A 26,113-nucleotide genomic window follows, 5' to 3' on the forward strand; every position below is an offset into this window, starting at 1 on the left:
CCTCATGAACTGGAAAAAGCTAGGACTGGTGTTCTCTCAGGACGGGAGTGTCGCTTGGCGCAGAAACTCTGCCTTGACTCCGACCCCCTTTCTGCTGAACGAGCGGGTCATTCGCATCTATGCGGGTTTCCGCGATGATGATGGCATCAGCCGAATCGGTTATGTCGACGTAGACAGCCAGGACCCTACACGGGTCATCAAAGTATCCGACAAGCCGGTGCTGGATCGCGGTCGGGATGGTTGCTTCGATGACAACGGCGTGATCATGGGCGATGTGGTTCGTGATGGCGAACTCCTGCGTATGTATTACGTGGGTTTCCAACTGGTCAAGCGTGCCAAGTTCCTGGCGTTTACCGGGCTGGCTGAAAGCCGCGATGGTGGGGAAACGTTCCAGCGCGTCAGCGAGGCTCCGGTCCTGGATCGCTCCATCGAAGGCAATACAATTCGTGCGGTGCACACAGCCTTATATGAGAACGGTGTATGGAAGATCTGGTATGCCGTTGGTGATGATTGGCAGATGATCAATGGAGCCCCCTATCCGAAGTACAACATCTGGTATTCCGAATCTGTCGATGGTCGCGCCTTTGCTCCACAAGGCAAGCTGTGCGTAGATGTCCAGGGCGACGAGTACCGCATCGGTCGGCCCTCGGTATACAAGACAGCCACTGGTTACATGATGTTCTACACCAAGGGTGGAACCAGTGGTGATGACTACTTTCCGGGCGTTGCCTACTCGCTTGACGGCGTTTCCTGGGAGCGCAAGGATGAGACTTTTGGCCTGGCACTTTCCGAGTCTGGCTTCGATGACCTTCATCTGTGCTATCCGCGCCTGGTAACCGCAGGTTCACGCACCTTCTGTTTCTACAACGGAAACAACATGGGTAGCGAGGGCTTTGGTGTGGCGGAGTTGCTGGCAGAATGAAATGCGTTGCCTATCAACCTGAGGCTCGGCAGGAATGGGATGAGTGGGTCGAAGCTGCTCGCACCCCTCTGTTCTTCTTCAAGCGAAATTTCATGGAGTACCACGCCGAACGCTTCCAAGATGCGTCGCTGATGTTCTACGAGGAGGACAAGCTGGTTGCCGTTCTCCCAGCGTCGCGTCGAGGCGACGAGTTGGTCAGTCATGGCGGATTGACGTTCGGCGGTCTTGTATTCAATGCCAAGGTGCGGGCCAACACAGTGCTTGAAGTATTCGAAGCGCTGGTCACTCATGCTCGTAATTCCGGTTGCAAACACATTCTTTACAAGACCATTCCTTATGTCTTCGCCAATCAGGGGGTGCAGGAAGATTTGTATGCCCTGACTCGCCTCGGTGCAAGCTTGGTGCGTCGCGATTTGTCTAGCGTCATCCACCTTGATAACCGACCCAAGCTGTCCAAGGGGCGCAAATGGCTGATCGCCAGAGCTGCCAAGCTCGGCCTTGAAGCGACGGTATCAACCGATTGGGATGCATTCCTCACCCTGCTAAGCGAAGCCCTGGAGCGCCACGGCGCCAAACCAGTGCATACGGCAGATGAGTTGCGTTTGTTGCAGTCGCGATTCCCGAAGAATATAGAACTCAAGACCACCTGGCATGAAGGTCGGCTGGTGGCAGGGGCGGTGCTATTCCACTTCGGGCAGGTAACCCATACCCAGTATCTTGCAACTAACGATGAAGGCAAGGACATGGGGGCCCTGGATGCCCTGATCGAGACCTGCATTCGCGAATGCGAAGGCAATGGTGCCAAGTACTTCAGTTTTGGTATTTCCACAGAAGATGCAGGCAAGGCATTGAACTCCGGGTTGATCAACCAAAAGGAGAACTTTGGTGCGCGTGGATTGGTTCTGGACTTTTACGAGATCAGCATAAAGTGATTAGCTTCCTCGATCTGAAAAAACTCAACGCGGCCTACGCTAGCGAACTGCAAGAAGCCTGTGCCCGGGTCATCGATTCCGGTTGGTACATCGGAGGCCAGGAGCTCTCCTCGTTCGAGCGCGAGTTCGCCTATTACTGTGGCGCCAGTAACTGCGTTGGCGTGGCCAATGGTCTGGACGCCTTGACCCTGACCCTGCGCGCCTGGAAAGAAATGGGCCGTCTGCGTGAGGGAGACGAAGTCATAGTGCCCGCCAACACCTACATCGCAAGTGTGCTGGCCATCACCGAAAACCGCCTCGTGCCGGTGTTAGTTGAGCCGGATCCTGCGACCTTCAATCTGTCTGCCGCCGGCGTGCGCGCCGCGCTGACCGAGAAGACCAAAGCCGTCATAGCTGTGCACTTGTACGGCCAGTTGGCGGATATGCCGGGCATCATGGACCTGGCGCACGAGCGCGATCTGCTAGTACTGGAAGACGCTGCACAATCTCACGGTGCCAGCATCGATGGCCAGAAGGCAGGGGCATGGGGGCATGCCGCTGGTTTCAGCTTCTATCCGGGCAAGAACCTGGGTGCACTGGGTGACGCAGGCGCTTTGGTGACCAACGATGCCGAATTGGCGAAGGTGGTCCGTGGCTTGGGCAACTATGGCAGCTACAAGAAGTACGAAAACCAGTATCAGGGCGTGAATAGCCGCCTGGATGAAATTCAGGCTGCCATGCTAAAAGTCAAACTGGCGCATCTGGACAGTGAAATCGCCGCACGGCGCCAAGTGGCCGATGCTTATCGCGCAGGTATCAACAACGCCTCGATACAGTTGCCGGCCGTGGCAGATGAGCAGGCACATGTCTGGCATCTGTTTGTGGTTCGTTGCGAACGCCGTGACGAGCTGCAGAAGTTTCTCACTGAGCAAGGCGTACAGACCCTGATCCACTACCCGATCCCGCCGCACAAGCAGCAAGCCTATGCCGCTTATGGCTCGCTGTCCTTGCCGACTACCGAGACCATCCATCGTGAAGTGCTGAGCCTGCCGATCAGTCCTGTAATGAGCGATGACGAAATCGCCGCCGTGGTGCGTGCAGTCAACGCATTCTCCTGACATCACGTCACCGGTCGGGGAGGGTAGCGCCCCGGCCTTTATTGGTTTTGGTCCGCAGTCCATTGAACATATTCAAGACAAGTATTCTCACGGCGATCGCCACAGCCGCCCGGCTGCTCTCGGGTTTTATCGTGATGAAGCTGGTGGCCGTGCTTTCAGGGCCACAGGGTGTTGCCCAGCTCGGGCAGTTTATGAGCCTAACCGCGTTGCTCGTGGTATTTGCCGGCGGTGGCGTTGGGCCTGGCGTCGTCAAGTATCTTGCCGAATACAAAGGAGATGACGAAAAGGTCAGGACTCTACTCAGCTCGGCGTTCAGCTTTACCCTGGTCGCCTCCCTGAGCATGTGCGTTCTGGTGTTGCTATTCAGCCGCACCATCGCCGACTGGCTACTGGAAAGCCAGGAATTCCAGTGGCTGATCATTGTTCTGGCGATAGCGCAGATCTTCGTAGCCATGCACAACCTGGTCATCGCTACCGTCAACGGCATGATGGATGTCAAGCGTCTGGCGCTGATTCACGTCTCTGGCTCCGCTGTGGGGGTGGTGCTACCGTCGGTGCTGGGCTACTACTACAAGCTTGATGGCGTATTACTGGCGTTTGTTGTAGGCCAGGCCGCGCTGCTGCTTATCAGCTTTGCAGCCTACAAGTGCAGCGGTTACTTCAGTTGGTCGAGCATTGGCTGGAACTCTGATCGCCAGAGCTTTTCCCGCCTTGCACGGTTTTCCCTGATGACGCTGACCTCGGCGCTGATGGCTCCGATCGTCCAGATCGCGGTGCGTAACTACCTCGCGGGGGAGTTTTCCTGGGAAGAGGTGGGGTACTGGCAGGCGGTGTCCAAGGTATCCGAAGCCTATTTGTTGTTCATCACCATGGCGATCAGTGTCTATTATCTGCCGAAGTTATCGGCATTGACCGAACGCCAGGCATTCAAGGATGAAATCCGCAAGGGTTTTCTTGTCCTTATGCCATTGGTCGTGCTCTCTGCGCTGGTAATTTACTGGTGTCGTGAGTTGGTGACCAATGTCCTATTTTCTGACGATTTCCACGGAGCCTTGTACCTCTATGCACCGCAGTTGATTGGCGACGTGGTCAAGGTGGCGGCATTTTTGTTGTCCTATGTCATGCTGGCGAAAGCCATGACACGAATATTCTTTATTTCGGAAGTAGTCTTCGGCCTCACCTATTTTATCTGGGCAGTGGTGCTTACTCAGCAGTTCGGACTTATTGGCTCTATGTATGCATTTATCATTAATTATCTGATCTATTTTGTTTTTTCCGCAATTGTTGCTTCGCGCTACATAACTAAAATGTAATAAGGCTCGCCGCAGTGATGCGGCTGCCATAAGGGGGGAATCTAGTATGGCTGTGGTTAGCGTAATGATGCCAACATACAACGCCGAGCTGTATATTGCCGCCGCGCTGGATTCGATTCTTCAGCAGGACCATCCCGATATCCAGATCGTTGTGTCTGATGATGCCTCGAAGGACAGAACCCAGGCCATCATTCGCGAATATGCCGAGCGTTTTCCGCAAAAGATCAAGGCGATATTCAACGAAGAGAACGTCGGGGTGACTCGGAACTGTAATATCGCCCTTAGTCAATGTACCGGCGACTATGTTTCGCTATTTGCTGGCGACGACCTGATGCTGCCTGGCAAGCTGTCCAGCCAGGTGGCACTGATGGAAAGCGATCCTGAGTGCGTTCTGTGCTATCACCCGGTCGAAATTTTCGATTCTGATACGGGGAAGACTTTTTTCGTAACCAACCAGCACCCGCGGGAAGATGTTTATAACTGTCAGGACCTGCTGTTGAAAGGCGGTATCCCGGGTGGATGCTCGATCATGTTGCGGCGTACTGCATTGCCCCAGGGTGGCTATGACGAACGCTTGAAGACAGTTAGCGACTGGCTTTTTTTCCTGGAAATTTCCATGCAGGGTCGCCTGTGCAAGCTTGACAAGGTGTTGGCTCGTTATCGCAAGCATGCCGGTGGCGCGAGCCGCCTGACCTATCAGTTGCTCACCGAATCCCTGAAGGCTCTCGACCTGTTCCAACAGAAATTCCCCGAGCGCAGCGAGTTATCGCCGCTGATTGCTCAGGCCAAAGCACGTTATGTCGCAGGCGAAGCCTTTCGGCAACTGAATGAAGATCCGATCCTTGCCTTGAAGCTGGCTGGCGAGGTGTTGGGCTGTCAAGCGAGTGCGAAGTATCGCGCACTGTATATGGCGGCCTGGGTGAATCGCCATATACCGGGCGGGCGCTTGTTGCTGGGCTGGGCGTCCACGCGACTGAAGTATTTCCTAAAGCGTGTTGTGGGCTGAGGAGGGTATTCTTTTCGCTTTGTCAATTTTGGGTATGTTGCTGGCTGGTTGATACGACAGTGTTTTCATCTTTATTCACTTTGGTTTGGTGCCGGGAAACCCTTAATGATTCATGCGCTCATAGTCTTTCGGCTACTGTACGCTGTTGGTTGCTTGTATCTTATGGTATTGCAACCAGCATCTAACTATCTTCCGTTACCGGGCACTGGTACTTAACTCGCTCAGTTGATTGCTATTTCCAGTGTCGTTCATATTGCAATCTGGCCCTCTTGAGGAGTGGAAGCCAGAGGGCTACCAATCATATGATTCTTAACTTTTAATGCTATTCGTGGTAAATTTCGCCTTTTTTGGTTATGTCGAATTTAACCCGAGCCCATAACTTTCAGCGCGTTGCTCCGGTTGAAGTACCGACAATGCATGCACGCCGATTTCTAGGAGAGGAAAATGTCAAAAAAAGTACTTGTGACCGGCGGCGCTGGCTTCATTGGTTCCCATCTGATCCCAAAGCTAATAGCGTCTGGCTACCAAGTGCGTGTGCTGGATTCCCTGTCTCCACAGATCCACGGTGTGATTCCCCGTGATCTGGACTGGCTCAGTGGCGAAGGAATCGAGTTCCTGCGTGGTGATGTCACCCGTCGCAGCGACTGGGAAGAGGCTTTGCAAGTTGTCGACGCTGTTGTTCACCTGGCTGCGGAAACCGGTACCGGGCAATCGATGTACCAAGTCGCTCGCTACAACGAAGTGAACAGTCAAGGCACCGCTCTGATGTTCGATGTGCTCGGCAAGATGGACGCGCATCAGGTCAAGCGCGTGGTGCTGTCGTCCAGTCGCTCCATCTACGGCGAAGGTGCCTATGTGCATCCGCAGACCGGAGCCCGTGTTTATCCAGCGGCGCGTACTGGCGAGCAACTGCAAAAGCAGCAATGGGAGCCGGTCTGCCCGGACACCGGCGCAGCACTGCAAATGGTTGCCACCCATGAGACCGACCTGATATCTCCAGCCTCCATCTATGCCGCGACCAAATATGCTCAGGAAGACCTGGTACGTATCGGCTGCCAGTCGATGGGTATTGGCTATGCGATGTTGCGGCTGCAGAACGTCTATGGCGAGCGTCAGTCGCTGAACAACCCTTACACCGGTATTCTCTCGATCTTCTCCACTAAAATTCGCCGTAACAGCGAACTGCCACTGTTTGAAGATGGCGAAGAAAGCCGCGACTTCATCCACGTCGAGGACGTCACCGATGCTCTGCTGGCGGCGGTGGCTGTAGAGAATGCGCCTAATACCACCATCAACGTGGGTAGTGGCATCGCGACCTCAGTTCGCAACGTTGCCGAAGAACTGTCATGCGCTTTCGGCAAGACCCCGAACCTAACAGTTACCGGTCAATTCCGCATCGGCGATATCCGGCATAACTTTGCTGACATCTCGCGCTTGGAGAAACTCCTGGGCCTCAAGCCGAAGGTTTCCCTGACCCAGGGTTTGCAACGCTTTGCCCAGTGGGTCAGCAGTCAGCCTCTGCCGGAAGACCAACTGGAAAGGGCCAACCAGGAGTTGCGTGACCGGAAACTGATGAACTGAAGGCTTCCTCATGAGCACAGATGAGATTGGGCTGTTTCGTTTACTGACCATGGATGCTAGGCGTCATCGGCAATTGCTCGGTGGACGTGTTGACGTATCACTACCGAGACTGTGCTTGGGCATGCTCTCGCCACGCTTTGTGCCGGTACTCTTGTGCCGGTTGGCCTATTTCTCTCAACGCATGCGCCTGTCGCCCCTGGCGAAGATTTTTTCGTTGCTGAACTTCATGTTCTTTGGGATTGAAATCGCTGCGGCCTGCCGCATTGGTCCGGGCCTGTTTTTCCCGCATACCCAAGGTACCGTGATCGGCGCCTACCGCATCGGTAGCAACGCCATCATCTACCAGGGTGTAACGGTAGGTGCCCGTGATCTGGATTTTACCTACGACGAGCACCACCGTCCGGTGCTGGGCGATGGGGTGATGCTGGGCGCCGGGGCCAAGGTGCTTGGCGGAATTCAGCTGGGCAATGGCGTCACCGTAGCAGCCAACGCAGTACTGTTGATGTCGGTACCTGACCACTCCGTGGTAGGTGGTATTCCGGCGAAGATTCTAAAGACTCGGAACGATGTAGTTTGAAGTATTCACTGGCGAATAAGAAAGTACTCTTGGTGGCTCCCCAGTTCTTCGGGTATGAGCAGGAAATACGCGGCGAAATCGAGCGACACGGTGCAAAAGTGGACTTTCTGCTTGATCGTCCATTCACTTCGGCATTTCTCAAGGCGGTTACACTCTGGCGGCGTCAATGGGTAATGGCTGCCGCAGAGCGCTATTACCAGAAAAATACCGATACCAGTGCCGATTATGACTATGTCTTTGTAGTCAATGGCCAGACGCTGTCTGCACAGATTCTGGAGCAGTGGCGCGGCCACTTCAAAAGGGCGAAGTTCTTCCTCTACATGTGGGATTCCTTTGGCAACCGCAAGGATGTAGTGGCCAACTTGCGCTATTTCGATCACGCCTTCACCTTTGATCGCGACGACGCAACCAATCACCAAATCCATTTTCGTCCGTTGTTCTTCTCCAAGGGCTTTGAAATCGCTGCCGATACCCCGGTGCAGTGGGATGTCAGTTTTATTGGCACGGCCCACACCGACCGTTACGCGGTGGCCTCCAAGGTTGCCCGCCAACTGGGTAGCGGCGTGCGGGCGCATTGGTATTTGTTTCTCCAAGCCAAGTGGGTGTACTGGTTGTACAAGGTCATCAACCCAGGATTCCGTCCGGCGAAGCAGAGCGATTTCAGGTTCGACCCACTGACCAAGGCCGATGTGCAGAAGGTCTTTTTCGGTTCGGCCGCAGTGCTCGACATCGAGCATCCACGTCAAACCGGTTTGACCATGCGAACCTTGGAAACCCTCGGTGCGCGCAAGAAACTGATCACTACCAATGTCAGCGTGGAGTCCTACGACTTTTTTCTGGCGAGTAATATTTGTGTGATTGATCGGGATAACCCGTTGATCCCGGAAGAGTTTCTTCAAACACCCTACATTGACGTAGATCCATCCATCTATCATCGCTACCGGCTCGAAGGCTGGCTGGATGAATTACTGGAGAAAGAACTGGGATGAAAGTTCTGGTAACGGGAGCAAATGGATTTATCGGGCGGGCCTTATGCTTGGCTCTGGTGGCCCGAGGAGATGAAGTACTCGGGTTGGTCCGTTCGGGCAAATCCGACGTTGCAGGGGTGACAGTGATCCCGGCTGCTCTGGATAACGAGGTGGCGCTGCAGAAAGCGCTCGAAGGCGTTGAATGCGTTGTCCATCTGGCGGGGCGCGCCCACCTGCTCGTTGATACTGCGGCGGACCCGCTGGCTGAGTTTCGTGCAGTCAACCGCGACGCAACGCTTCGTCTTGCCGCTTTGGCACAGGAAGCGGGAGTGCGCCGCTTCGTATTCATGAGCTCCATCGGGGTGAATGGCTCCCATACCGGGACTCAAGCTTTTTCCGAGTCCAGTCCGGTTGCTCCGCACGCCGACTACGCGCAATCCAAGCTGGAAGCCGAGCAGGGGCTACGCACGCAGATGGCCGGAGGCTCGACCGAACTGGTTATCATTCGTCCGCCGCTGGTCTACACGGCTCATGCGCCAGGGAATTTCCGTCGTTTGTTGAAACTGGTTTCCAGCGGTGCACCATTGCCATTTTCACTAGTGCACAACCAGCGCACCATGGTTGCCTTGGAAAACCTTCTCGACTTCATCCTTCTCAGCACCACCCATCCTCAGGCCGCCAACCAGTTGTATCTGGTCGCTGATGCGCAGTCCGTGTCGACCCGGGAAATCGTCGAGTACCTTGCCAAGGGCATGTCGCGCCGCTGTATCAACTTGCCGGTCCCACCATTCGTCCTGCGTATGGGGCTGACCGCCCTAGGCAAGGCCTCCCTGCATACTCAACTGTGCTGTTCCCTGGTCATAGCCACCGACAAGGCCCGCGATCTAGGTTGGGTGCCAAGGATATCTGCACAGGAGGCTTTGATCGCTGCCGGTCGCAACTACCTTTTGTTGCAACGCTAATCGACCTTATGTCTTGGCGGTTAATCTGGCGGTGATTGTGATCAACGCATTGTTGCTGTTGTCAATCTCTGATCAGGCGAGGCGCTCGGCACTCCCACTGCCCGTGCTGTATGGCTCGTCGACGCAGCATGCTGTTTCCCGTGCGTGGCTGCGTTAGAGCGTTTTTTTGCATGCCCCTCGAAAGTGAGAGGCGCCAAGGAGTTGTAATGCGTGTGGCTGAGTCAGGACTACAACGCCCCGTCGTCAGAAGTGGCTTTTTAGGCAAGCTATTCTGTCTCTGTTTCCTGCTGGCCCCCATTCTAGCCAACCTGAATGGGGTCGGAAAATTCTCCATCGGCGATCTGGCGGTTTTCTTCTGCCTGCTCATTGGAGTCTTGTCATTGCGCAAGATCGATACTTTCTGTTTGCTCGGTCTGTTCTCGATCATCGCTCAGTCCTGCGTCTCAGTATTTTTCTATGTGAGCCATTATCCGGATGGCATTTTCATACTGGCCAGGATGGCATTGTACATGTCGTCTTTTTTCATTTTCCTTGCTCTATGCCGACAGCCAGATTTCTCCACCCCCCTGATCAGCGGCTATCTGAAGCTATCGATAATTTTCTCGGTACTGCTGATCATGCAAGTTGTGGCCTATCACCTGTTCGGAGTGGTTTTCGCCTATATCAATACGCCACTGGATATCCAGCCGAACTCGGTCCTGAAATTAAATATCGCTACCCAGGGTTTCCGCAGCGGTGGTTTGTTCAAGGAGCCAAGTTACTTTGCGACCTTCGTTGCGCCCGCAGTGATATACACGGCTTCCTGCAAGCGCTTCTGGTTGTGGGGCCTGATCAGCGCAGCGCTCGTGCTATCGACTTCCGCCCTGGGTTTCATCTTTATCGCGCTGTCGCTGATACGTTTCTTCAGTCCACGCAGCCTGGTGATTCTCCTGCCGATCGGACTGCTCTCCGCCAGTCTGATTCTGTCGGGGGCAGTTCCGATTCTGCCCGACCGGGTCATGGAAACCCTGGAGGGGGGTGGCAGCCTGTCTATTCGTGTGGTGCAGCCTTTCACTCGGGTGTTCATGGAGAGTGAAAACCTCTTCCTGCCAAGTTACGAGGCTTTGAAGGATTTGGCCGATCCGAAAATCGCTGTGGAAATCTGGTTCAACTCTTTTACCTACTCGGTGGTGGTCTACGGCATTCTCGTGTTGATCCCACTTTTGCTGATGTTTCTGGCCGTCGGCGCGACCTGCGTGCCGCTGGCGATCATCCTGCTGGTGACGACCAATGGTTTGACTAACCCGTACTTCGTAGTCTCCATCGTATCCCTGAGCGTGCTGATGCTGAGTCTGAAGCCACGGCTCGAGCATCCGCTTACTGTTTCCCAAGAAGCTATCTGAAAAAGTTAGTCTGGTATCCCGGTAGTGTGTGCAATGTGAAATATATGGATTCAACGGGGAGGGCGTCCTGATGGGATGGAGTTAACAGGTGAGTGCTGAATGCAAATGGCGCCAGGCGGCCAGAAACGGTGCCTTGTTTTGTTGACAATCTGTGGACTTGCCTGACAGCAGACAACCAAACACTAAACATTGAGATATTAAACACGCCGCAAGCGCCACGCTGGCTGACGCGCAGGATGCTAGCGATTGAAACCCGAAGCGCTGTCCGTCAACCCCGCTCGTAGTCAAGACCCGCCGCGGGCAGGTGCGGCGGGTTCCCGGGACAGCCTTAAGTTTTAGTTAAAACGCTTCAATCAAACCGCTGATTATCATTCGCAATTGGCTGACTCAGACTGCGTTCGTGCCTCCACGCTCCCTGGAGCAAGCAACGAGCGGTCTATGCCAGTCACTATTGCACCACCCCGCAGCCTGTTTTCAGCGGACGCGCCGCTATGACGACGCTGTCTGCCACCTCATCCGCGGCCGATACGGCCGTTCACTCAGCCTTGGCCTGTTGCCATCTGCTGCTGCAACTGACCCAGGAACGCCTACCGCCAGCTGCGCAGCCGCCATCTCAGGAGCAGCCCCCCTCGTCGGACCTGCGCCAGGCCCTCAGGGACTATGCGCGCAACGCCGGCGTTGATCTGCGCCTGGAACGCCTGGCGCTGGTCCGACTGACGCCGAAGATGCTGCCCCTGGTCTGGCGCAACCACAGCGGCGAATTCATGCTGCTGGCGCGGCTCTCGGACACCCAGGCGCTGGTGCAGCGACCTTTAATGCCGACCCCGGACATGCTCGATCGCCAGCAGTTGGCCGAGCAGTGGAGCGGGGAGGTGATTCGCCTGCGTCAGAGCGGTTTGCGCTTCGATCTGTCCTGGTTCGTACCGGAGCTGCTGCGCCACCGGCGGATACTCGGCGAAGTGCTGCTGTGCTCGCTGTTGCTGCAGGTGCTGGCCCTGGCGACGCCGCTGTTCTTCCAGGCGGTGATGGACAAGGTCATGGTGCACCGGGCGCTGTCGACCCTCGACGTGCTGGTGCTGACCCTGGTGCTGGTGGGCCTGTTCGAGGTGCTGCTCAAGGGCTTGCGTGAATACCTGGCGGCGCACACCGCCAATCGCATCGACATCGGCCTTGGGGTCAAGCTCTTGCGCCATCTGCTGGGCTTGCCGTTGCTGTACTTCAAGCAACGCCAGGTGGGGGCGATCATCACCCGGGTCCAGGAGCTGGACAGCATCCGCGAGTTCCTCACCGGTTCGCTGCTGACCCTGTGTGTCGACGTGGCCTTCACCCTGGTGTTCTTTGCGGTCATGGCCTGGATTTCCTGGCCATTGACCCTGCTGGTGCTGCTGACCCTGCCGCTGTATGCGCTGCTGGCCTGGTTCAGCACCGGCCCGCTGGAGAAGCGCATCGAGCGCCAGTTCTACAGCGCGGCGCGCAACACCGCCTTTCTCAATGAAAGCGTCAGCAGCAGCGAAACCATCAAGAGCCTGGCGGTGGAGCCGCGCATGCAGCGTCGCTGGGAGTCGCAGACGGCGCAGATGGTCGAGGCCGGGTTTGCCAGCCAGACCCTGGGCAGCGCCATCAGCCAGAGCGTGATGCTGTTGCAGAAAGTCACCGCGGTGGCGGTGATCTGCTGGGGCGCGAGCCGTGTCATCGACCTGCAGATGAGCATCGGCCAGTTGATTGCCTTCAACATGATGCTGTCCCACGTCAGCCAGCCTGTGGCCAAGCTGATCGAGGTCTGGCAGCAGTTCGTCCGGGTGCGGGTGTCGGTGGACAAGCTGGGCGACATGCTCAACCTGCCGGTGGAGCAGGCCGAGGGGGATTTGCGTCCGGCACAGGCCTTGCGTGGCGAAGTGCGCATCGAACAGTTGGTGTTCCGCTACCGTCCGGAACTTGCGTGGGTGCTGCGCGGCCTGGACTTGCATATCGCCGCCGGGCAGACCCTGGGTATCGTCGGGCCGTCCGGCTCCGGCAAGAGCACGCTGACCCGCCTGCTGCAGAAACTCTACACCCCCGATGGCGGGCGCATCCTGATCGACGGCTTGCCCCTGGATCAGTTGCAGCCGGCCTGGTTGCGCAGCCAGATTGGCGTGGTGCTCCAGGAGAACTACCTGTTCAACCGCAGCGTGCGCCACAACATCGCCCTGCGCCATCCCACGGCCTCCCTGGAAAGCGTGATTGCCGCGGCGCGCCTGGCCGGTGCCCATGATTTCATCCTGCGCCTGCCCCTGGGCTACGACACCGTGCTGGCCGAAGCCGGCAGCTCGTTGTCCGGCGGCCAGCGGCAACGCATCGCCATTGCCCGGGCACTGATGGGCGACCCGCGCCTGCTGATTTTCGACGAAGCCACCAGCGCCCTGGATGACGAATCCCAGGCGCTGATCCAGGACAACATGGCGAGCATCGCCCAGGGACGCACGGTGATCATCATTGCCCATCGGCTGTCTGCGGTACGGCATTGCCAACGCATCATCGCCCTGGAACAGGGGCGTATCAGCGAATCCGGCAGCCATCAGCAACTCTTGGCCAACGGCGGTTGCTACGCGCGCCTGTGGGCGTTGCAGCAGGCGCTGTGCAAGGAGGCGTCATGATGTTCGGCACGCTGTTGTCTCGCTGGCGCCGCGTTTGGCAGCGCCTGGGTGATGCGCGGACGCGGCTCAAGCGCAGCCGCGACGAGTACGAGTTCCAGCCCGGCTACCTGGAAATTGTCGAGCGGCCACCGGCGCCCTGGGCGCGCTGCACGGCGCTGCTGCTGATCCTGGCGATCCTGCTGGCCCTGGGCTGGGCGATTTTCGGTTTTCTCGACATTCATGCCAGTGCCGCCGGGCGCCTCATGGTCTCCAGCTACACCAAGGTGATCCAGGCCCACGAGGCGGGTGAAGTCCGGGCCATCCACGTACGTGACGGCCAGCGAGTCAAGGCCGGCGAGGTGCTGGTGGCGCTGAACCCGATTGGCATCGACGCCGAACTGAGCGAGTTGCGCACGCAACTGGACTTCAAGCGTCTGGAGCTGGCCCGGGCCCGTGCACTGCTGACCCCGGAGCCCTTGCACAGCTATCAGGCACCGGCGGGCCTGGATGCACAACAGGTAGCAGCGGCCCGGGAGCAACTGCTCAGTACCTGGAAGGAAATCAGCGCCAACCTGGACAGCCTCAACGCCGAGATCGCCATCAACCAGGCCAATCAGCGGGCCCGGGGCAGCGAGATCAGCGCCCTGGGCAAGCTGTCCAGCAATGTGCGCAAACGGCTCCATGCACGCCGGGCGATGGCGGCTGAACAATTGATGCCTATGGTCGAGTTGCTTGAGCAGGAAAAGGAGCAACTGGAAGTCGAGCGTTCGCTGGCCCAGCAACAGGCCGAGCTGCAGGTGCTCAAGGCCCAGGCGCAGAACCGTCGCGAGCAGCGCGACAGCTTCCTGGCCAGGACCCAGCGCGAGCAGCACGAATTGCTCAACCGCAGCCAACAGGAGATCGCGGTGCTTGAGCAGCAACTGATTCGCGGCCGCGACCGCCAGCGCCTGCAAACCCTGCTGGCACCGGTGGACGGCGTGGTCCAGCAACTGGCGGTGCATACCCTGGGCGGCGCCGTGCAAGCGGCGCAACAGTTGCTGGTGATCGTGCCCGAAGGGGCCGAGCTGGATGCCGAGGTCATGGTGCTGAACAAGGACGTGGGCTTCGTCAGGGCCGGCCAGCCTGTGGAGATCAAGGTGGATGCGTTTCCCTACACCCGCTACGGCACCTTGCGCGGCACGGTGGAGCATGTCTCCGGTGATGCCATCAAGGACGAACAGCTGGGGCTGGTGTTCCCCACGCGGATTCGCCTGGAGCGTGCGGCCATTGCCGCGGGGCAGGGCTGGATGCCCTTGCAGGCGGGGATGAGCGTGACCGGCGAGATTCGCACCGGCGAGCGGCGGGTGATCAATTACCTGCTGAGCCCGATTCGTGAGTATCAGTCCGAAGCGTTGCGGGAGCGTTGAACATGACCCGCGCTTTCGATGCCGCTTGCGAACCCTCAGCGACGCTGCTCGACACCGGCCTGCACGCCCTGGCCTGGGCCGCCCGGCGCTTCGACCTGAACATCAGCGTGGCGCAACTGACTCACCGCCTGGGACGGGTTGAAGGTCCGGCCGACAGCCTTGACCTGCGGCGCTGCGCCGGCTGGATCGGCCTGCGCGCACGGGCGGTGCAGAGCCGGGTGCAGCGCCTGCATCACCTGCCGCTGCCGGCACTGTTGAACACCACTCACGGCTGGGCGGTGCTGGAGGCGGTGGAGGACGAGCAGGTCCGGGTGTTCTGGCCGCTGCAGGGGCAATGCCAGAGCCTGTCGCGCCAGGAACTGGCGACGCTTTGGCAGGGCCAGGATCAGCGAACGGGAGAGGTGCTGCTGCTGGCCGAGCGGCACGTGCAACTCAAGACCGGTGGTTTTGGTGTCTCCTGGTTCCTGCCGTCGATCCTCAAGCATGGGCGCCAGTTTCGCAGCGTGCTGCTGGTGTCGCTGATGCTGCAAGGGGTGGCGCTGGTCACGCCGCTGCTGTTCGAGAACATCATCGACCGGGTCCTGGTCAGTCGCGGCCTGTCGAGCCTGCAAGTGCTGGGGATCGCCATGCTGGCCCTGGCGCTGTTCGAGCCGTTGTTCGGCCTGTTGCGGTCCTGGCTGTTCAGCAATGTGGCGAGCAAGATCAACGCCGAGCTGTCCGCGCGCCTGTACCAGCACCTGATCCAGTTGCCGCTGGAGTACTTCCAGCGCCGCCAGAGCGGCGAGATCATCGCCCGGGTCGGCGAGATGCAGCAGGTCCGCCAGTTTCTCACCGGCTCAGCCTTGACCCTGGTGCTGGACCTGGCGTTCTGCGGGCTGTTCATCGCCGTGATGTACAGCTATGCACCGCTGCTGACCTGGGTGGTGGTGGGTTCCCTGGCCCTGTATTTCCTTTTCTGGCTGTGCGTGGGGCCCTTGCTGCGCAGCCGGGCCTTGCGCGAATACGAGTTGAATGCGGCCAACACGGCGTTTCTCACCGAGACCGTGAGCGGCATCGAGACCATCAAGACCGGGGCCATCGAAAGCGCCTTCCAGCAGCAGTGGCAGCGCCAGCTGGCGGCCTATGTGCGGGCGGCGTTCCACACCCGCATCGTCGGCATCTGGGCCGGGCAGGGCATCGGCCTGATCCAGAAGCTGACCGCGGCGCTGTTGCTCTGGTGGGGCGTAATGCTGGTGCTGGACGGCCAGTTGAGCCCCGGTCAGCTGGTGGCCTTCAACATGCTGGCCGGGCATGTGGTGGAGCCGATCCTGCGCCTGGCCCAGGTCTGGCAGGACTTTCAGCACACGCTGATTTCCCTGCGCCGCCTGGGGGACATTCTCGACAGCGACTGTGAAAGCGGTAGCGGCGGTCTGGCCTCGGTGCCGGCGTTGCAGGGCGCCGTGAGCTTCCAGGGGGTGCGCTTTCGCTACGAAGAAGACGGCCAGGAGGTGCTGCGCCAGCTGGATTTGGAGATCCAGCCGGGCGAGTTCGTCGGCATTACCGGGCCCTCCGGTTCCGGCAAGTCGACCCTGACCCGCCTGCTGCAGCGCCTCTATGTGCCCCAGCACGGCCGGGTGCTGGTGGACGGCATCGACCTGGCCATCGCCGACCCGGTGGCCCTGCGCCGCAACATGAGCGTGGTGCTCCAGGAGAGTGTGCTGTTCGCCGGCAGCATTGCCCAGAACATCCGCCTGTGCCGGCCTCAGGCCAGCGATGCCGAAGTGCAGCACGCTGCGAGTCTGGCCGGGGCGGCGTCCTTTATCGAGGCCCTGGCCCAAGGCTACGAGACCGAGGTGGGTGAGCGGGGCGGCCAGCTCTCCGGCGGCCAGCGGCAACGCATTGCCCTGGCCCGGGCCCTGCTGACCAACCCCGGCATCCTGTTGCTGGACGAAGCCACCAGTGCCCTGGACTACGAGTCGGAAGCGGCGGTGATGGCCAATCTGCAGGGCATCGTCCGCGGCCGCACGGTGATCAGTGTCGCCCATCGCCTCAACACCCTGCGCCACGCGGACCGGATTCTGGTCATCGATCAGGGCCGGGTGCTCGAACAAGGCACACATCAACAGCTGCTCGCCCTGGACGGCGTGTATGCCCGGCAATGGGCACTGCAGATGAAGGATTGACCCCACCCACGGCAGGAGGACTCAGCCACCCGTCATGTCTCCCCACTCCGCATATCCATAGGCAGCCCTGCGCAATACGCAGGGCCCGGCTCAAAACAGACAAAGGATCATTGCAATGGCTTTTATGTCCAAGGACTTCACGCGCCTGCTCAATACCCTGATCGACCAACAGATCAAGACGGCAGGGCGGCAAACCGAATGGTTCCACATGAGCGCCGACGAGCGTGCCGAGTACATCGGCCAGGTCGGCGAGCGCCTGCTGGAAATGCAGCAGAGCACCCTGAGCGTGCTGGCCGCCCAGCACTACCAGATGCAGGACAACCCGGTCTCGGTGGGCGACCAGTTGCAGGTGCTGCGACAACGCCGCAAAGAAATGAAGGCCATCGCCGACACCCCGGCCACCCTTGCGTACAAGCAGCAACTGGACCGCGACATCCTGTTGTACAGCCGCCAGGACACGGCGATCAGCCACTATGACAGCACCTGGAACAAGGCCCTGCGGCTGCTCAGTCCTGGTGGCGCCAAGGCCGAGGTCCTGCAAGCCGATGCGCCGGCCAAGCAGAAAGAGCTCAAGGGCCGGATCAACCGCCTGGAGAAGCTCCTGAGCGTGCAGGTTGCCGACTCCACCTTCAGTCAGGCCTACGTGACCCTGTTCTCCGAGCTGCAGGCCTACAAGGAGGTGAGTACTCGCTACAACGCCTGGCTCAAGGCCGCACCGCAGCAGCAGGCCGCGAGCCTGGCGGCACTGGCCAAGCCGCCTCGGGCTTCCGACGAGCTGCCGGTGAACCTGTCACTGCTGATGATGGAAGAGCGCCCGGGTTACATCCGCATGAACGTGGCACTGGTCAATGCCAGTACCGATGGGCGCTTCAAGGACTTCTACCTGGACCACGGCCGGCTGGTGGTGCCCACCGACGGCGTGCTGAATTTTTCCTTTGGCACCGCGGCCCGGTCCCTGGCCTGGCAGCAACAGTACCGGCTCAAGAGCGAGCCGCCGTCCATGCGCTCGCCGACCTATGCACCGATTCGCTCGGTGCTGGTCAAGACCGGGTTCGTCGAGCAGTACTTTGCCAACCATCTGGTGTCGGAAAGCTCCCTGCGTGAAGGCTTCAAGGCCCAGGTGCTGAGCAACGGCCACAAGCTGCTGTTGACCAACGTCGATCGCAAGGTGCCCAACCAGGTCGGCATCCAGGTATCGGGCCAGTCGCCCGGCACCAGCGTGCCTCGCGAAGTGCCCCTGGCCAGCGCCTTGAGCGAGCTGATCAACCAGAACGCGGACCTCAGCAGCTTCCAGACCCTGGGCGTCGAAGACTATCGGCAGAACAGCTACCACCCGGACCGCGACGGCCTGTTCGTCAATATTCATGAGCTGGAGCGCTCAGTCGGCTTTGCCGAGCACCAGTACCTGCTGGAAATGCCCCAGGGCGACGCTTTCCGTTCGGCGACGCCGTTTGCCCTGATGACCGTCGAGGGCGACAAGGTCAGCAGCAGCCACCTGAGCAAGGCTCAGACCGAGGCTTTGTACCAATACAACGCGGCGTTTTTCGAGCGCCTGGAACAACTGCGCGACAAGGGCTTCAAGGCCAGCCGGCTGTTCGAAGGCAGCAGCGAGCGCGCCACCTTCGTGCAACAGCTGACGCGCTTGCTCGAACGCAACCACATCACTCCGGCCGGGGTGCTGCTGGCGCAACACAGCCGTCCGAGCCTGCGGGATATCAAGGGCAACAACCTGAACAAGGTGCTGTGGGAACAGGCCTTCGCCGCGTCGGTCTGGCAGAGCCACGACAACGATCAGTTGCTGTTCGACCTGGGGCAGAACCTGGTGCAGAGCCAGGCACTGGGCAAGGTCCTGCAAGGCGGCTATCTGCAAAGCGACATTGCCCAGGCCAAGTTGCTGCTGGCACCGCTGTATGAACAGTGGCGCGCCCAGGCGATCGAGGTGGAAACCCAGCGCGTGGCCAGCGCCAACGCCGCGCAGCATCCAGGCAACCCGAAGGTGCATGTCTTCGATCAGGTGGCGCTGGAGCGCGGCCTGGACAGCAAACTGCTGAACCTGTTGTTGAGCGGCCCCCAGGGCCTGGCGCCGGCCGACGGCGCCTTGCGGCCGACGGTCGAGGCGCTGTTGTCCGGCGACCAGGGCCGCAGCCTGCGCAAGCAGGCGTTGTTCCATGCCCTGCGCCCCGTGGCCGACAACTTTTCCAAGGCTGCGGTGCCGGTCAATGCCCATGCCGCGCTGACGCCGAAAACCGGCACCGACAAGGTCATGATCAACAACCGGCTGAATCAGCCCGACCCCTACCTGATCCTCAATACCCACCCGGAGCAGGCCCAGACCGATAAAGCACTGCTGATCCAGGACGACAAGTACCGCAGCTACAGCCAGTTCCGTCCCGACCCGAACAATGAAGCCACGCGCTATATGAACGATTTGGACACCCCGTTCGTGGGGGGCATCTCCGGGACCACCCAGACCGTCAGCAATGCCTTGCCGGAGTTGCTCGGTAGTGTGCCGAGCGTCAAGCAGTACTGGCAGTTCCAGATGGCCAACGCGGCCTTCATGATCCGCAACGGCTATCACTCGTTCTTCGAAACCCTGTATGTCGCCGCCCGCTATGAACCCCAGGGGCCGGACAGCATCGGCCAGGACCTGCTGCAGACCTTCGACCGCTACCGTGCCCAAGGGCGCCGCGAGGCCTTGCACGGGGAGCTGTACGACGCGGTGATGGCCCGAGTCCTGCCCATCGTCAATCAAGGCCTGGCGCCGAGCGAGGAGTTCCATCCGCCGCGCTTCACCGACCTCGGCCCGCTGCCCGCGCTGTTGGGGCAGGCCGCCAAGGACCGGCAACTCAAGAGCGGATTGGTGGGGCTCGAGGCCGGCTTCGAACCACGCCAGGGCAGCGCCGACATTCATCAGTTTGCCGCCGACCCGGTGCAGTTCGCCCAGACCCACACCCTCAGCGCCGAGGCCCTGGTCAAGGCGGGACGCTTGCCGGCCCAGGGCAACGTGCAGTTGGTGGAAGTCGCGCCCAAGCTGTATGAGCTCGAATACACCGAGCACAGCGCCAACTCCGTGAGCGCCGCGAGCGCGGACAGCGTGCCGGCGTATTTCCTCGGCTACAACGGGCCGAACCAGGCCAACGCCGCGCCGGCCTATGTGGACATTCCCCGGCAGGCGCGCCCGGGCAGCTTCCTGTTTACCGGTAGCTTGTCGGGCTGCTCGCTGGTGGTGACCCGCCTGGACGCCGATACCTATCGGGTCTATCACGACGGTCGGGTCAACAGTTCGCTGCTGTACGACAACGTGGTGATGGCGGTCGACTACAAGGACTACCAGGTGGCCGGCACGGCCGAGGGCCTGGCTGCGGCGTACATGCAATTCGTCGACGGCCAGTGGCAACTGGTGTTCCAGCGCCAGGAGTACCAGCGCGAAGGGCAGATGGTCTGGCCGAAGTTGCGCGAGGGGGCAGAGCCGCTTGCCATCCAGACCGCCGACAGCCAGGTGCAGGAGCGCAACCGGACCCAGTTCGCCGAGTACCGCGAACAGGTGCACCAGAACCTGAAGAAAGTCGCGAGCCAGTTCGGCGTGTCCAGCGAAGGGGTGGCCGATGGTGTCTACAACGGCGGCGATTTCTCTGCCGAGCATCCGGCCATTGCCGCCTGGAATCGGCTGCGCGAAGCGGTCCAGGCCAAGGTCAGTGCCGACATCGAACAGCTCAGCAACCAGCGCTATCAACTTCAGGAGCAGCGGCGCGGGGCGGGCGACAAGCGCCTGATCGATCAGCAGATCAAGCAGCTCAACCTCACCCAGGATTTCTACCGGGCGCAGTACGAGCCGGTATTGCGTGAGGCCGCTTCGGTGGAAAAGACCTGGCTCTGGCAGCAGATCCAGGCCCAGCAAGGCAGCGCTGCGGTGGTGCGCACCGACGACACGGCGATCCAGGGTGGCGGCGATGAGCGCAGCACCAGCGTCGGCGAGCGCTACGCCATAGCCGAGGCCTATCAGCGCGGGGCCCGGGGCACGGCCTTCAGCGATGGCGTGCGGGATTTCCGCGAGATCAAGATCCCCGGGCTGGACGGCAAGCAGTCGGCCCTGGAAATGAAGCGCCTGTTTCTCGACGGCCAGCTCACGCCTGGGCAGCGTGGCGCCTTGAGTGCTCGCATCAGCGAAACCAGCCAGGCCGAATACATTGACAAGGTGCTGCGCCAGACCGCGACCTTCAGTGAAGATTTCCAGGGCGCCGGCAGTGTCTTCAGTCAGTTGGCGCCCCAGGACTTTTACCTGTCGCTGGTGGGGGATCGCTCCGGCGGTCGCTGCTACCCGCTGGTGCGGGCCATGGCCGTGGCCCTGGCCAATGGCGGCGAGGCGGGGGTCAACAGCCTGGTGCAGAAGCTGTTCCTGGCCTCGGCCGATCCCCAGGCCGGCAGCTCGACCTTGCTCAAGAACAGCCTGATCCGCCTGCATTCCAATGTCGACGCGGTCCAGGCTTCCAAGGCGCTGGGGCAGTTCCAGTTGTCCGACGTGGTGGCGCGGCTGGCCAACAGCAGCAGCGACTCGATGTTTGCCCTCAACACCCAGAACCACTCGATGCTGGTGGGCAGTACCCAGGGGCCCGAAGGCCGTCGCTACTACTTCTATGACCCGAACGTGGGGATCTTCGCCTTCGATTCCAGCAAGGGCCTGGCCAAGGCCATGGAGCAGCACCTGGTGCGCCGCAAACTGGCGGCGCACTACGGCTCGTTCGGCAGCCAGTCGCAGCCGGCCTTCAACCTGGTCGAGATCGACACCCACAAGATGGCCGAGGTGCCGCTGGGCAGCGGGCTGAATGTCGCCGATCTGTCTCGTCCCGAGGAGTTGGCCGGCGTCATCGGCCAACGCCGTCAGGTGGAGCAGGCGGTGGGGGCCCAGCAGCGTGTCAGCCAGGACCTGCGCCTGGGTGCGGCGCTGACCACCTTCGACGCCGAGCAATGGGGCGCGCGCTTCGACGCCGCCAGCACCCGACTGGCCCAGGAGCACCAGCTGGGCAGCCAGTGGATACCGATCATCGCCAACACCGAGGCGCAGCCGGAGGGCGGCTATCGGGTGCAGTTCATCAACCGTGACCAGCCCGAGCAGACCCGCTGGCTGAGCACCGACGACGGCACCTTTGTCGAATTCCGCCGTTTCGTCGATGAGCACATGAGCGTGCTCAGCGAGCACTTCACCCTGGAACACGGGCAGATCCGGCCCCGCGCCGGGGTCAGCGAAGCGGCGCATGTGGACGGCCTGAACGCGGGCTTTGCGGTCCAGACCCTGATCCAGTGGTTGGCCGACAAGAACCGCAAGGACGCAGCCCAGGGCGTGGTGTCACCGGACCTGGCCACGGCCCTGAAGATCCATAGCTACCTGGGCCTGGCGCAGATCGGCCACGGCACCCTGCAAGATGTGGCCAAGGTCACCCAGCTGGTACAAACCGCGTTGCGCGGCGAGGCCCTGGCCGCCGAGTCCTCGCTCAAGGACTTTGCCTCGACCCTGGGGCACACGGTCAACGAGGGTGCAGGCGTGCTGTTTGGCGGGGCCATGGTCGGCCTGGATGCCTATGAGCTGGCCCACGCCGAAAACGATGTGCAAAAAGCCGTATTCGGCACCCAACTGGCGTTCGATTCGGCGAGTTTTGTCAGTGGCGCGGCGGGTATCGGTGCCGGGTTGGTCGGCGCCTCGACCACCGCAGCGGTGCTGGGCGGCGCGGGGGTGATCCTCGGCGGCCTGGCGGTAGGCTTCACGGCACTGGCCCAGGCCTTTGGCGCGGTGGCCGAAGACGCCAAGGCGGTGGGACGTTACTTCGATACCCTGGACAAGGCCTATCAAGGCAACGGCTACCGTTATGACGAGAAACAGCAGGTGCTGGTGCCGCTGCCCGGAGCGGTGGTCAAGCGCCTCGACCTGCGCTCAAGCGAGGTCGGTTTCGACAGCCAGTACATCTACCGCACCCATCACGGTTCCACCGGCTCCGGGGCGATCAACTACTTCTTCTGGGTTGGCGACTTTCCGCGGATGATCCACGACCGCGCCCAGGCGATCGAGGTGCGCAGCGGCATTGGCCACGGCGCCCAGCCGCCCAAACTCGACCACGGCGACAGCCGGACGGTGATCCTGCCGGGCACGCCCAAGTCCTACATCAGCTACGAGTACATGATCCTGCCGGGGGCCACCACCCGGCATGACACGGGCTTCGATGTGATTCGCAGGCTCGAGCAGGACCGGCGCTTCGACTACGACTTCTACATCTTCCCGAGCGAGGAGACGATCCGCAGGATTCACCAGGAGTACGTCGAGACGCCGGTGGAGGTGCTACTGGACAGGAGCAACCGGCAATTGGTGGTACCGCAATTGCCCAAGGAGCTCTACGGCTACCTGCGCTACGACATCCAGGGCGCCGGCGGCGAATACCTGATCGGTCTCAACCAAGGCGCCGAGGTCAGGCTCAGCAACGAGGCCGGCAGTCAGCGGTCACGCTGGATCATCGACAGCAGCCAGCTGGAGAGCGACAGCATCACGGTGGCCAAGGACCATTTGCTGGTGGGCGGGGTCAAGGTCAGGCTCGATCCGGCCCAAAGCGGCGAGGTGCTGCTGGTCAACGCCAAGGGCGAAGTGCGGGCAGTCGATTTTGTCGGCCAGACCACTGACGTGGTCAAGGAAGACGCCAGCCAATGGCAAGTGCCCGGGCAGCGCATCGAACAGCACCTCAAGGACCTGGCCCAGGCCCATCAGTTGCACGGCCAATACGTGCTGGTGGAGAACTACAAGCACGGTGAGCGCAATGTCGGTCGGGCGTACTACGACGTCGCCAAGGACCGCATGCTGTTCACCGACACCGATGTGCAACAGGCTGGCAACGCCCAGCTGGGTGCGGTCATCGGCGAGCATGCCTACTTCGTCGATGCCCAGAACGCCGCCGCCTGGCGGGTCGACATTGCCAGCGGCAAGGTCGATGCGCAGTTCGCCCCGTCGTTCAACCAGAGCGCCGGCCAGATCAGCCGGTTCTGGCAAGAGGGCGACGCGGTGTATCTGGCCCGTCGTTATCAGCTCAAGGAACGGGAAGCCGAGCTGAGCTTCCGTATCCTCGGTGACCGGATGGAGCTGGTGGGGGTGGTCGGCGATGAGTCGCTGCTGCAACTGTCGGCAAGCAACAGTCAGCATGGCAAGGACGCCAAGACCCTGCTCAGTACCCTGCTCAAGGGCTACGAGGCTCAGACCACCCCGCGCGACACCCCGGTGTACAGCCTGGGCGCGCCCCTGCTGGAGCCGACCGCGGCAGAGCTGATCACGGTATTTGGCCTGGATAACGCCAAAGTCGCGCACCGCTACTGGGTGCGCAGCAGCGATGGTGTGGTGATCAAGCCGAACCTGGCGCCACCGGCCGGGCAGGCGCCGAGTGCCGATGCATCGGGGCAGGTGCAAAGTGCCTGGAAGATTCCGGCGGACCTGGTGTTGGCCGGCAGCCTGGCCCAGCCCGGTGGCCAGGAGGTGTTCTATTTCTACAGCCAGGCGCAGCAGGTGCTGTTCCGCCAGGAAGGGCCGGGGCAGCAGGTGCTCGATGCCGGCCAGCCAAGCGCCTTGCGCCTGACCACGCCGCCCCTGGCCAATGTGCTCAATCTCAACGGCCATCTGCTGGCCGTGACCAAGGACGGGCGCATGGCGCGGATCGAGGCGACCGGGCGCCTGAGCTATGAGGCGGTCAACGAGCATTGGCTCAAGGGGCGCAGTAGCTGGTGGAAGGACCTCGCCGAGGTCGCCGGCAGCAACGCCACCCTGGCGGTATTCGGGGTCAAGGCTGCCGACGGCAAGCGTGCGCTGCCAGTGTGGTACCACAACGCTCAGGTGGTGGTGGCGTCGTCCGCGCTGCAAGACAAGCCGCTGCAGTTTCTCGGCTTCGACGGTGCCAGTGGCAGTGCCCGGCTGTTCGAGCCCGAGAGCGGCAAGCTCTATCTGCAGCCGCCGCTGACATCACAGGCACTGCCGAGCGCGTTTGGCAACGATGAGGTGCTTGAGGCCTCGGCCCAATTGCCGGCCGCCATTGACTGGATGCCCACGCTGCAACTGCGCTCGGCAGTCCAGGTCGATGCCGGCTTGCGCTTGACCACCGTGCAGGGCGAAGTGCTGCTGCGCAGCAACAACGGCGATGTGCAGTTGGTGGCCGTGGACAAGGGCTGGCAGCAGGCACATCTGGGCAATCTGCCCCAGGCCCTGGCGACCGTGGCCGGACAGTGGGGCGCCAAAGGCGTGTTGACCTTGCAGGATGGCGCCAGCCGCGGCTGGTTCGATATCGCCAGTGGGCAGATGTTTGCCAGCAACGGCATTGCGGGCAGCGACCTGCGCTTTATCGGGGTCGTCGCCGGGACGCCGAACTCGGCCTATGTCTATAGCCCGACCGAGCAGGCGCTGTATCAGCTCAAGGACGGCAAGGCACTGCAGCTTGGCCATTACGCCAATGTCGAGCGCATCGGCTCCTCGCTGCTGCTTCAGGGCGCCAGCGGCAATGGTCATCAGGATGATCTGGCGCCGCCGTTGATTGCCGGGGTCGACAGTGTGGTGCTGCACGGCGGCGCCGGGGATGACACCTACCGCCTGACTCCGGCGATGTGGGCGCATTACCGCACGGTGGTCATCGACAACGACGATCCGGGCCTGGCCCTGGACCGGGTGATCCTGCCAGTGGCCGATGGCAAGAACATCCTCGTCAGCCGGCGGGGTGAGGACGTGCAGCTGACCGACACGGGCAGTGGCACGGCCCTAGTGCTGCGCCAGGTGCTGGGCAGCCAGGCGGCCGCCCATGGGCATTTGCTGATCGAGCTCAAAGGCGATTCGTCGATGCTCAGCGTCGAGCAGCTGCTCAAGGGCTTTGGCCCGAGCGGATCGGCCCGGGACAGCGTGTTCGAGCTGGCCTGGAGCCAGCGCGAGACGCTACCGGCGGCGAACGCTCTGAGCTCGGCGGCGAATGAGCTGGACTCGGCTCCGGATGGCCAGGGCCCCAGCCTGGCAAAACTCAGCGGGGCCATGGCGGCCTTCGCTGACACGGGTGGCGCTCGCGAACAGCTGCCCAAACACCATCAGGCCGCGCAGGCGGTGCTGGTGCCTTCACTGACCTGACCGCGCAGAAGCAACACAGGAGGGGCGCAAAGCCTCTCCTGTCTGCGGCTCCCTCTTTTCCCGGTG

13 protein-coding genes and 1 pseudogene are annotated in these 26,113 nt (G+C 60.9%); all 14 read left to right on the forward strand.

The window, feature by feature from the left end; translation table 11 throughout:
• Window positions 1-4 precede the first annotated feature (4 nt).
• The 14 genes and pseudogenes from KHO49_RS29295 (at window position 5) to KHO49_RS29360 (ending at window position 26,047) form a co-directional block, all read left to right on the forward strand.
• Window positions 5-922, forward strand: a complete 918-nt coding sequence (locus tag KHO49_RS29295; RefSeq protein ID WP_123390889.1) for a glycoside hydrolase family protein — start codon at window positions 5-7, stop codon at window positions 920-922.
• On the forward strand, window positions 919-1,854 hold the full coding sequence (locus KHO49_RS29300) for a GNAT family N-acetyltransferase (RefSeq protein ID WP_213666344.1): 936 nt from the start codon (window positions 919-921) through the stop codon (window positions 1,852-1,854). Before KHO49_RS29295 ends, KHO49_RS29300 begins: the two co-directional genes overlap by 4 nt.
• Complete coding sequence (locus KHO49_RS29305; RefSeq protein ID WP_213666345.1) at window positions 1,851-2,951, forward strand: DegT/DnrJ/EryC1/StrS family aminotransferase; 1,101 nt, start codon at window positions 1,851-1,853, stop codon at window positions 2,949-2,951. The genes KHO49_RS29300 and KHO49_RS29305 overlap by 4 nt, the downstream gene beginning before the upstream one ends.
• Before the next feature lie 62 nt (window positions 2,952-3,013).
• Window positions 3,014-4,264: an O-antigen translocase gene (locus KHO49_RS29310; protein ID WP_123391146.1), complete on the forward strand. Its 1,251-nt coding sequence runs from the start codon at window positions 3,014-3,016 to the stop codon at window positions 4,262-4,264.
• A gap of 16 nt (window positions 4,265-4,280) precedes the next feature.
• Window positions 4,281-5,270: pseudogene (locus KHO49_RS29315) on the forward strand (glycosyltransferase); the annotation flags it as partial.
• Window positions 5,271-5,714: 444 nt separating this feature from the next.
• Window positions 5,715-6,851, forward strand: a complete 1,137-nt coding sequence (locus tag KHO49_RS29320; RefSeq protein ID WP_213666346.1) for an NAD-dependent epimerase/dehydratase family protein — start codon at window positions 5,715-5,717, stop codon at window positions 6,849-6,851.
• A 121-nt stretch (window positions 6,852-6,972) separates the two neighbouring features.
• Entirely contained in the window at window positions 6,973-7,428 is a 456-nt protein-coding gene (locus tag KHO49_RS29325) for a serine O-acetyltransferase (RefSeq protein ID WP_213666347.1), read from the forward strand.
• The gene (locus tag KHO49_RS29330) at window positions 7,425-8,417 is read left to right on the forward strand and encodes a WaaS/CpsH family glycosyltransferase (protein WP_134929044.1); all 993 of its coding nucleotides are present in this window, start codon (window positions 7,425-7,427) and stop codon (window positions 8,415-8,417) included. The genes KHO49_RS29325 and KHO49_RS29330 overlap by 4 nt, the downstream gene beginning before the upstream one ends.
• Entirely contained in the window at window positions 8,414-9,358 is a 945-nt protein-coding gene (locus tag KHO49_RS29335) for an NAD-dependent epimerase/dehydratase family protein (protein ID WP_213666348.1), read from the forward strand. Before KHO49_RS29330 ends, KHO49_RS29335 begins: the two co-directional genes overlap by 4 nt.
• Before the next feature lie 206 nt (window positions 9,359-9,564).
• Window positions 9,565-10,740 carry a hypothetical protein gene (locus KHO49_RS29340; RefSeq protein ID WP_123390870.1) on the forward strand — a complete coding sequence of 392 codons (1,176 nt, stop codon included), beginning with the start codon at window positions 9,565-9,567 and terminating at the stop codon, window positions 10,738-10,740.
• 491 nt (window positions 10,741-11,231) lie between these two features.
• Entirely contained in the window at window positions 11,232-13,373 is a 2,142-nt protein-coding gene (locus KHO49_RS29345) for a type I secretion system permease/ATPase (protein ID WP_213666349.1), read from the forward strand.
• Window positions 13,370-14,758: an HlyD family type I secretion periplasmic adaptor subunit gene (locus KHO49_RS29350; protein ID WP_213666350.1), complete on the forward strand. Its 1,389-nt coding sequence runs from the start codon at window positions 13,370-13,372 to the stop codon at window positions 14,756-14,758. The genes KHO49_RS29345 and KHO49_RS29350 overlap by 4 nt, the downstream gene beginning before the upstream one ends.
• Window positions 14,759-14,760: 2 nt before the next feature.
• Complete coding sequence (locus KHO49_RS29355; protein ID WP_110651693.1) at window positions 14,761-16,920, forward strand: type I secretion system permease/ATPase; 2,160 nt, start codon at window positions 14,761-14,763, stop codon at window positions 16,918-16,920.
• Window positions 16,921-17,035: 115 nt separating this feature from the next.
• Entirely contained in the window at window positions 17,036-26,047 is a 9,012-nt protein-coding gene (locus tag KHO49_RS29360; RefSeq protein WP_213666351.1) for a TcdA/TcdB pore-forming domain-containing protein, read from the forward strand.
• The last annotated feature ends 66 nt before the right edge of the window (window positions 26,048-26,113 follow it).

Origin of the sequence: Pseudomonas sp. RC4D1 (genome assembly GCF_018390395.1) — a bacterium.
GTDB classification, from domain to species: Bacteria; Pseudomonadota; Gammaproteobacteria; order Pseudomonadales; family Pseudomonadaceae; genus Aquipseudomonas; species Aquipseudomonas danubii.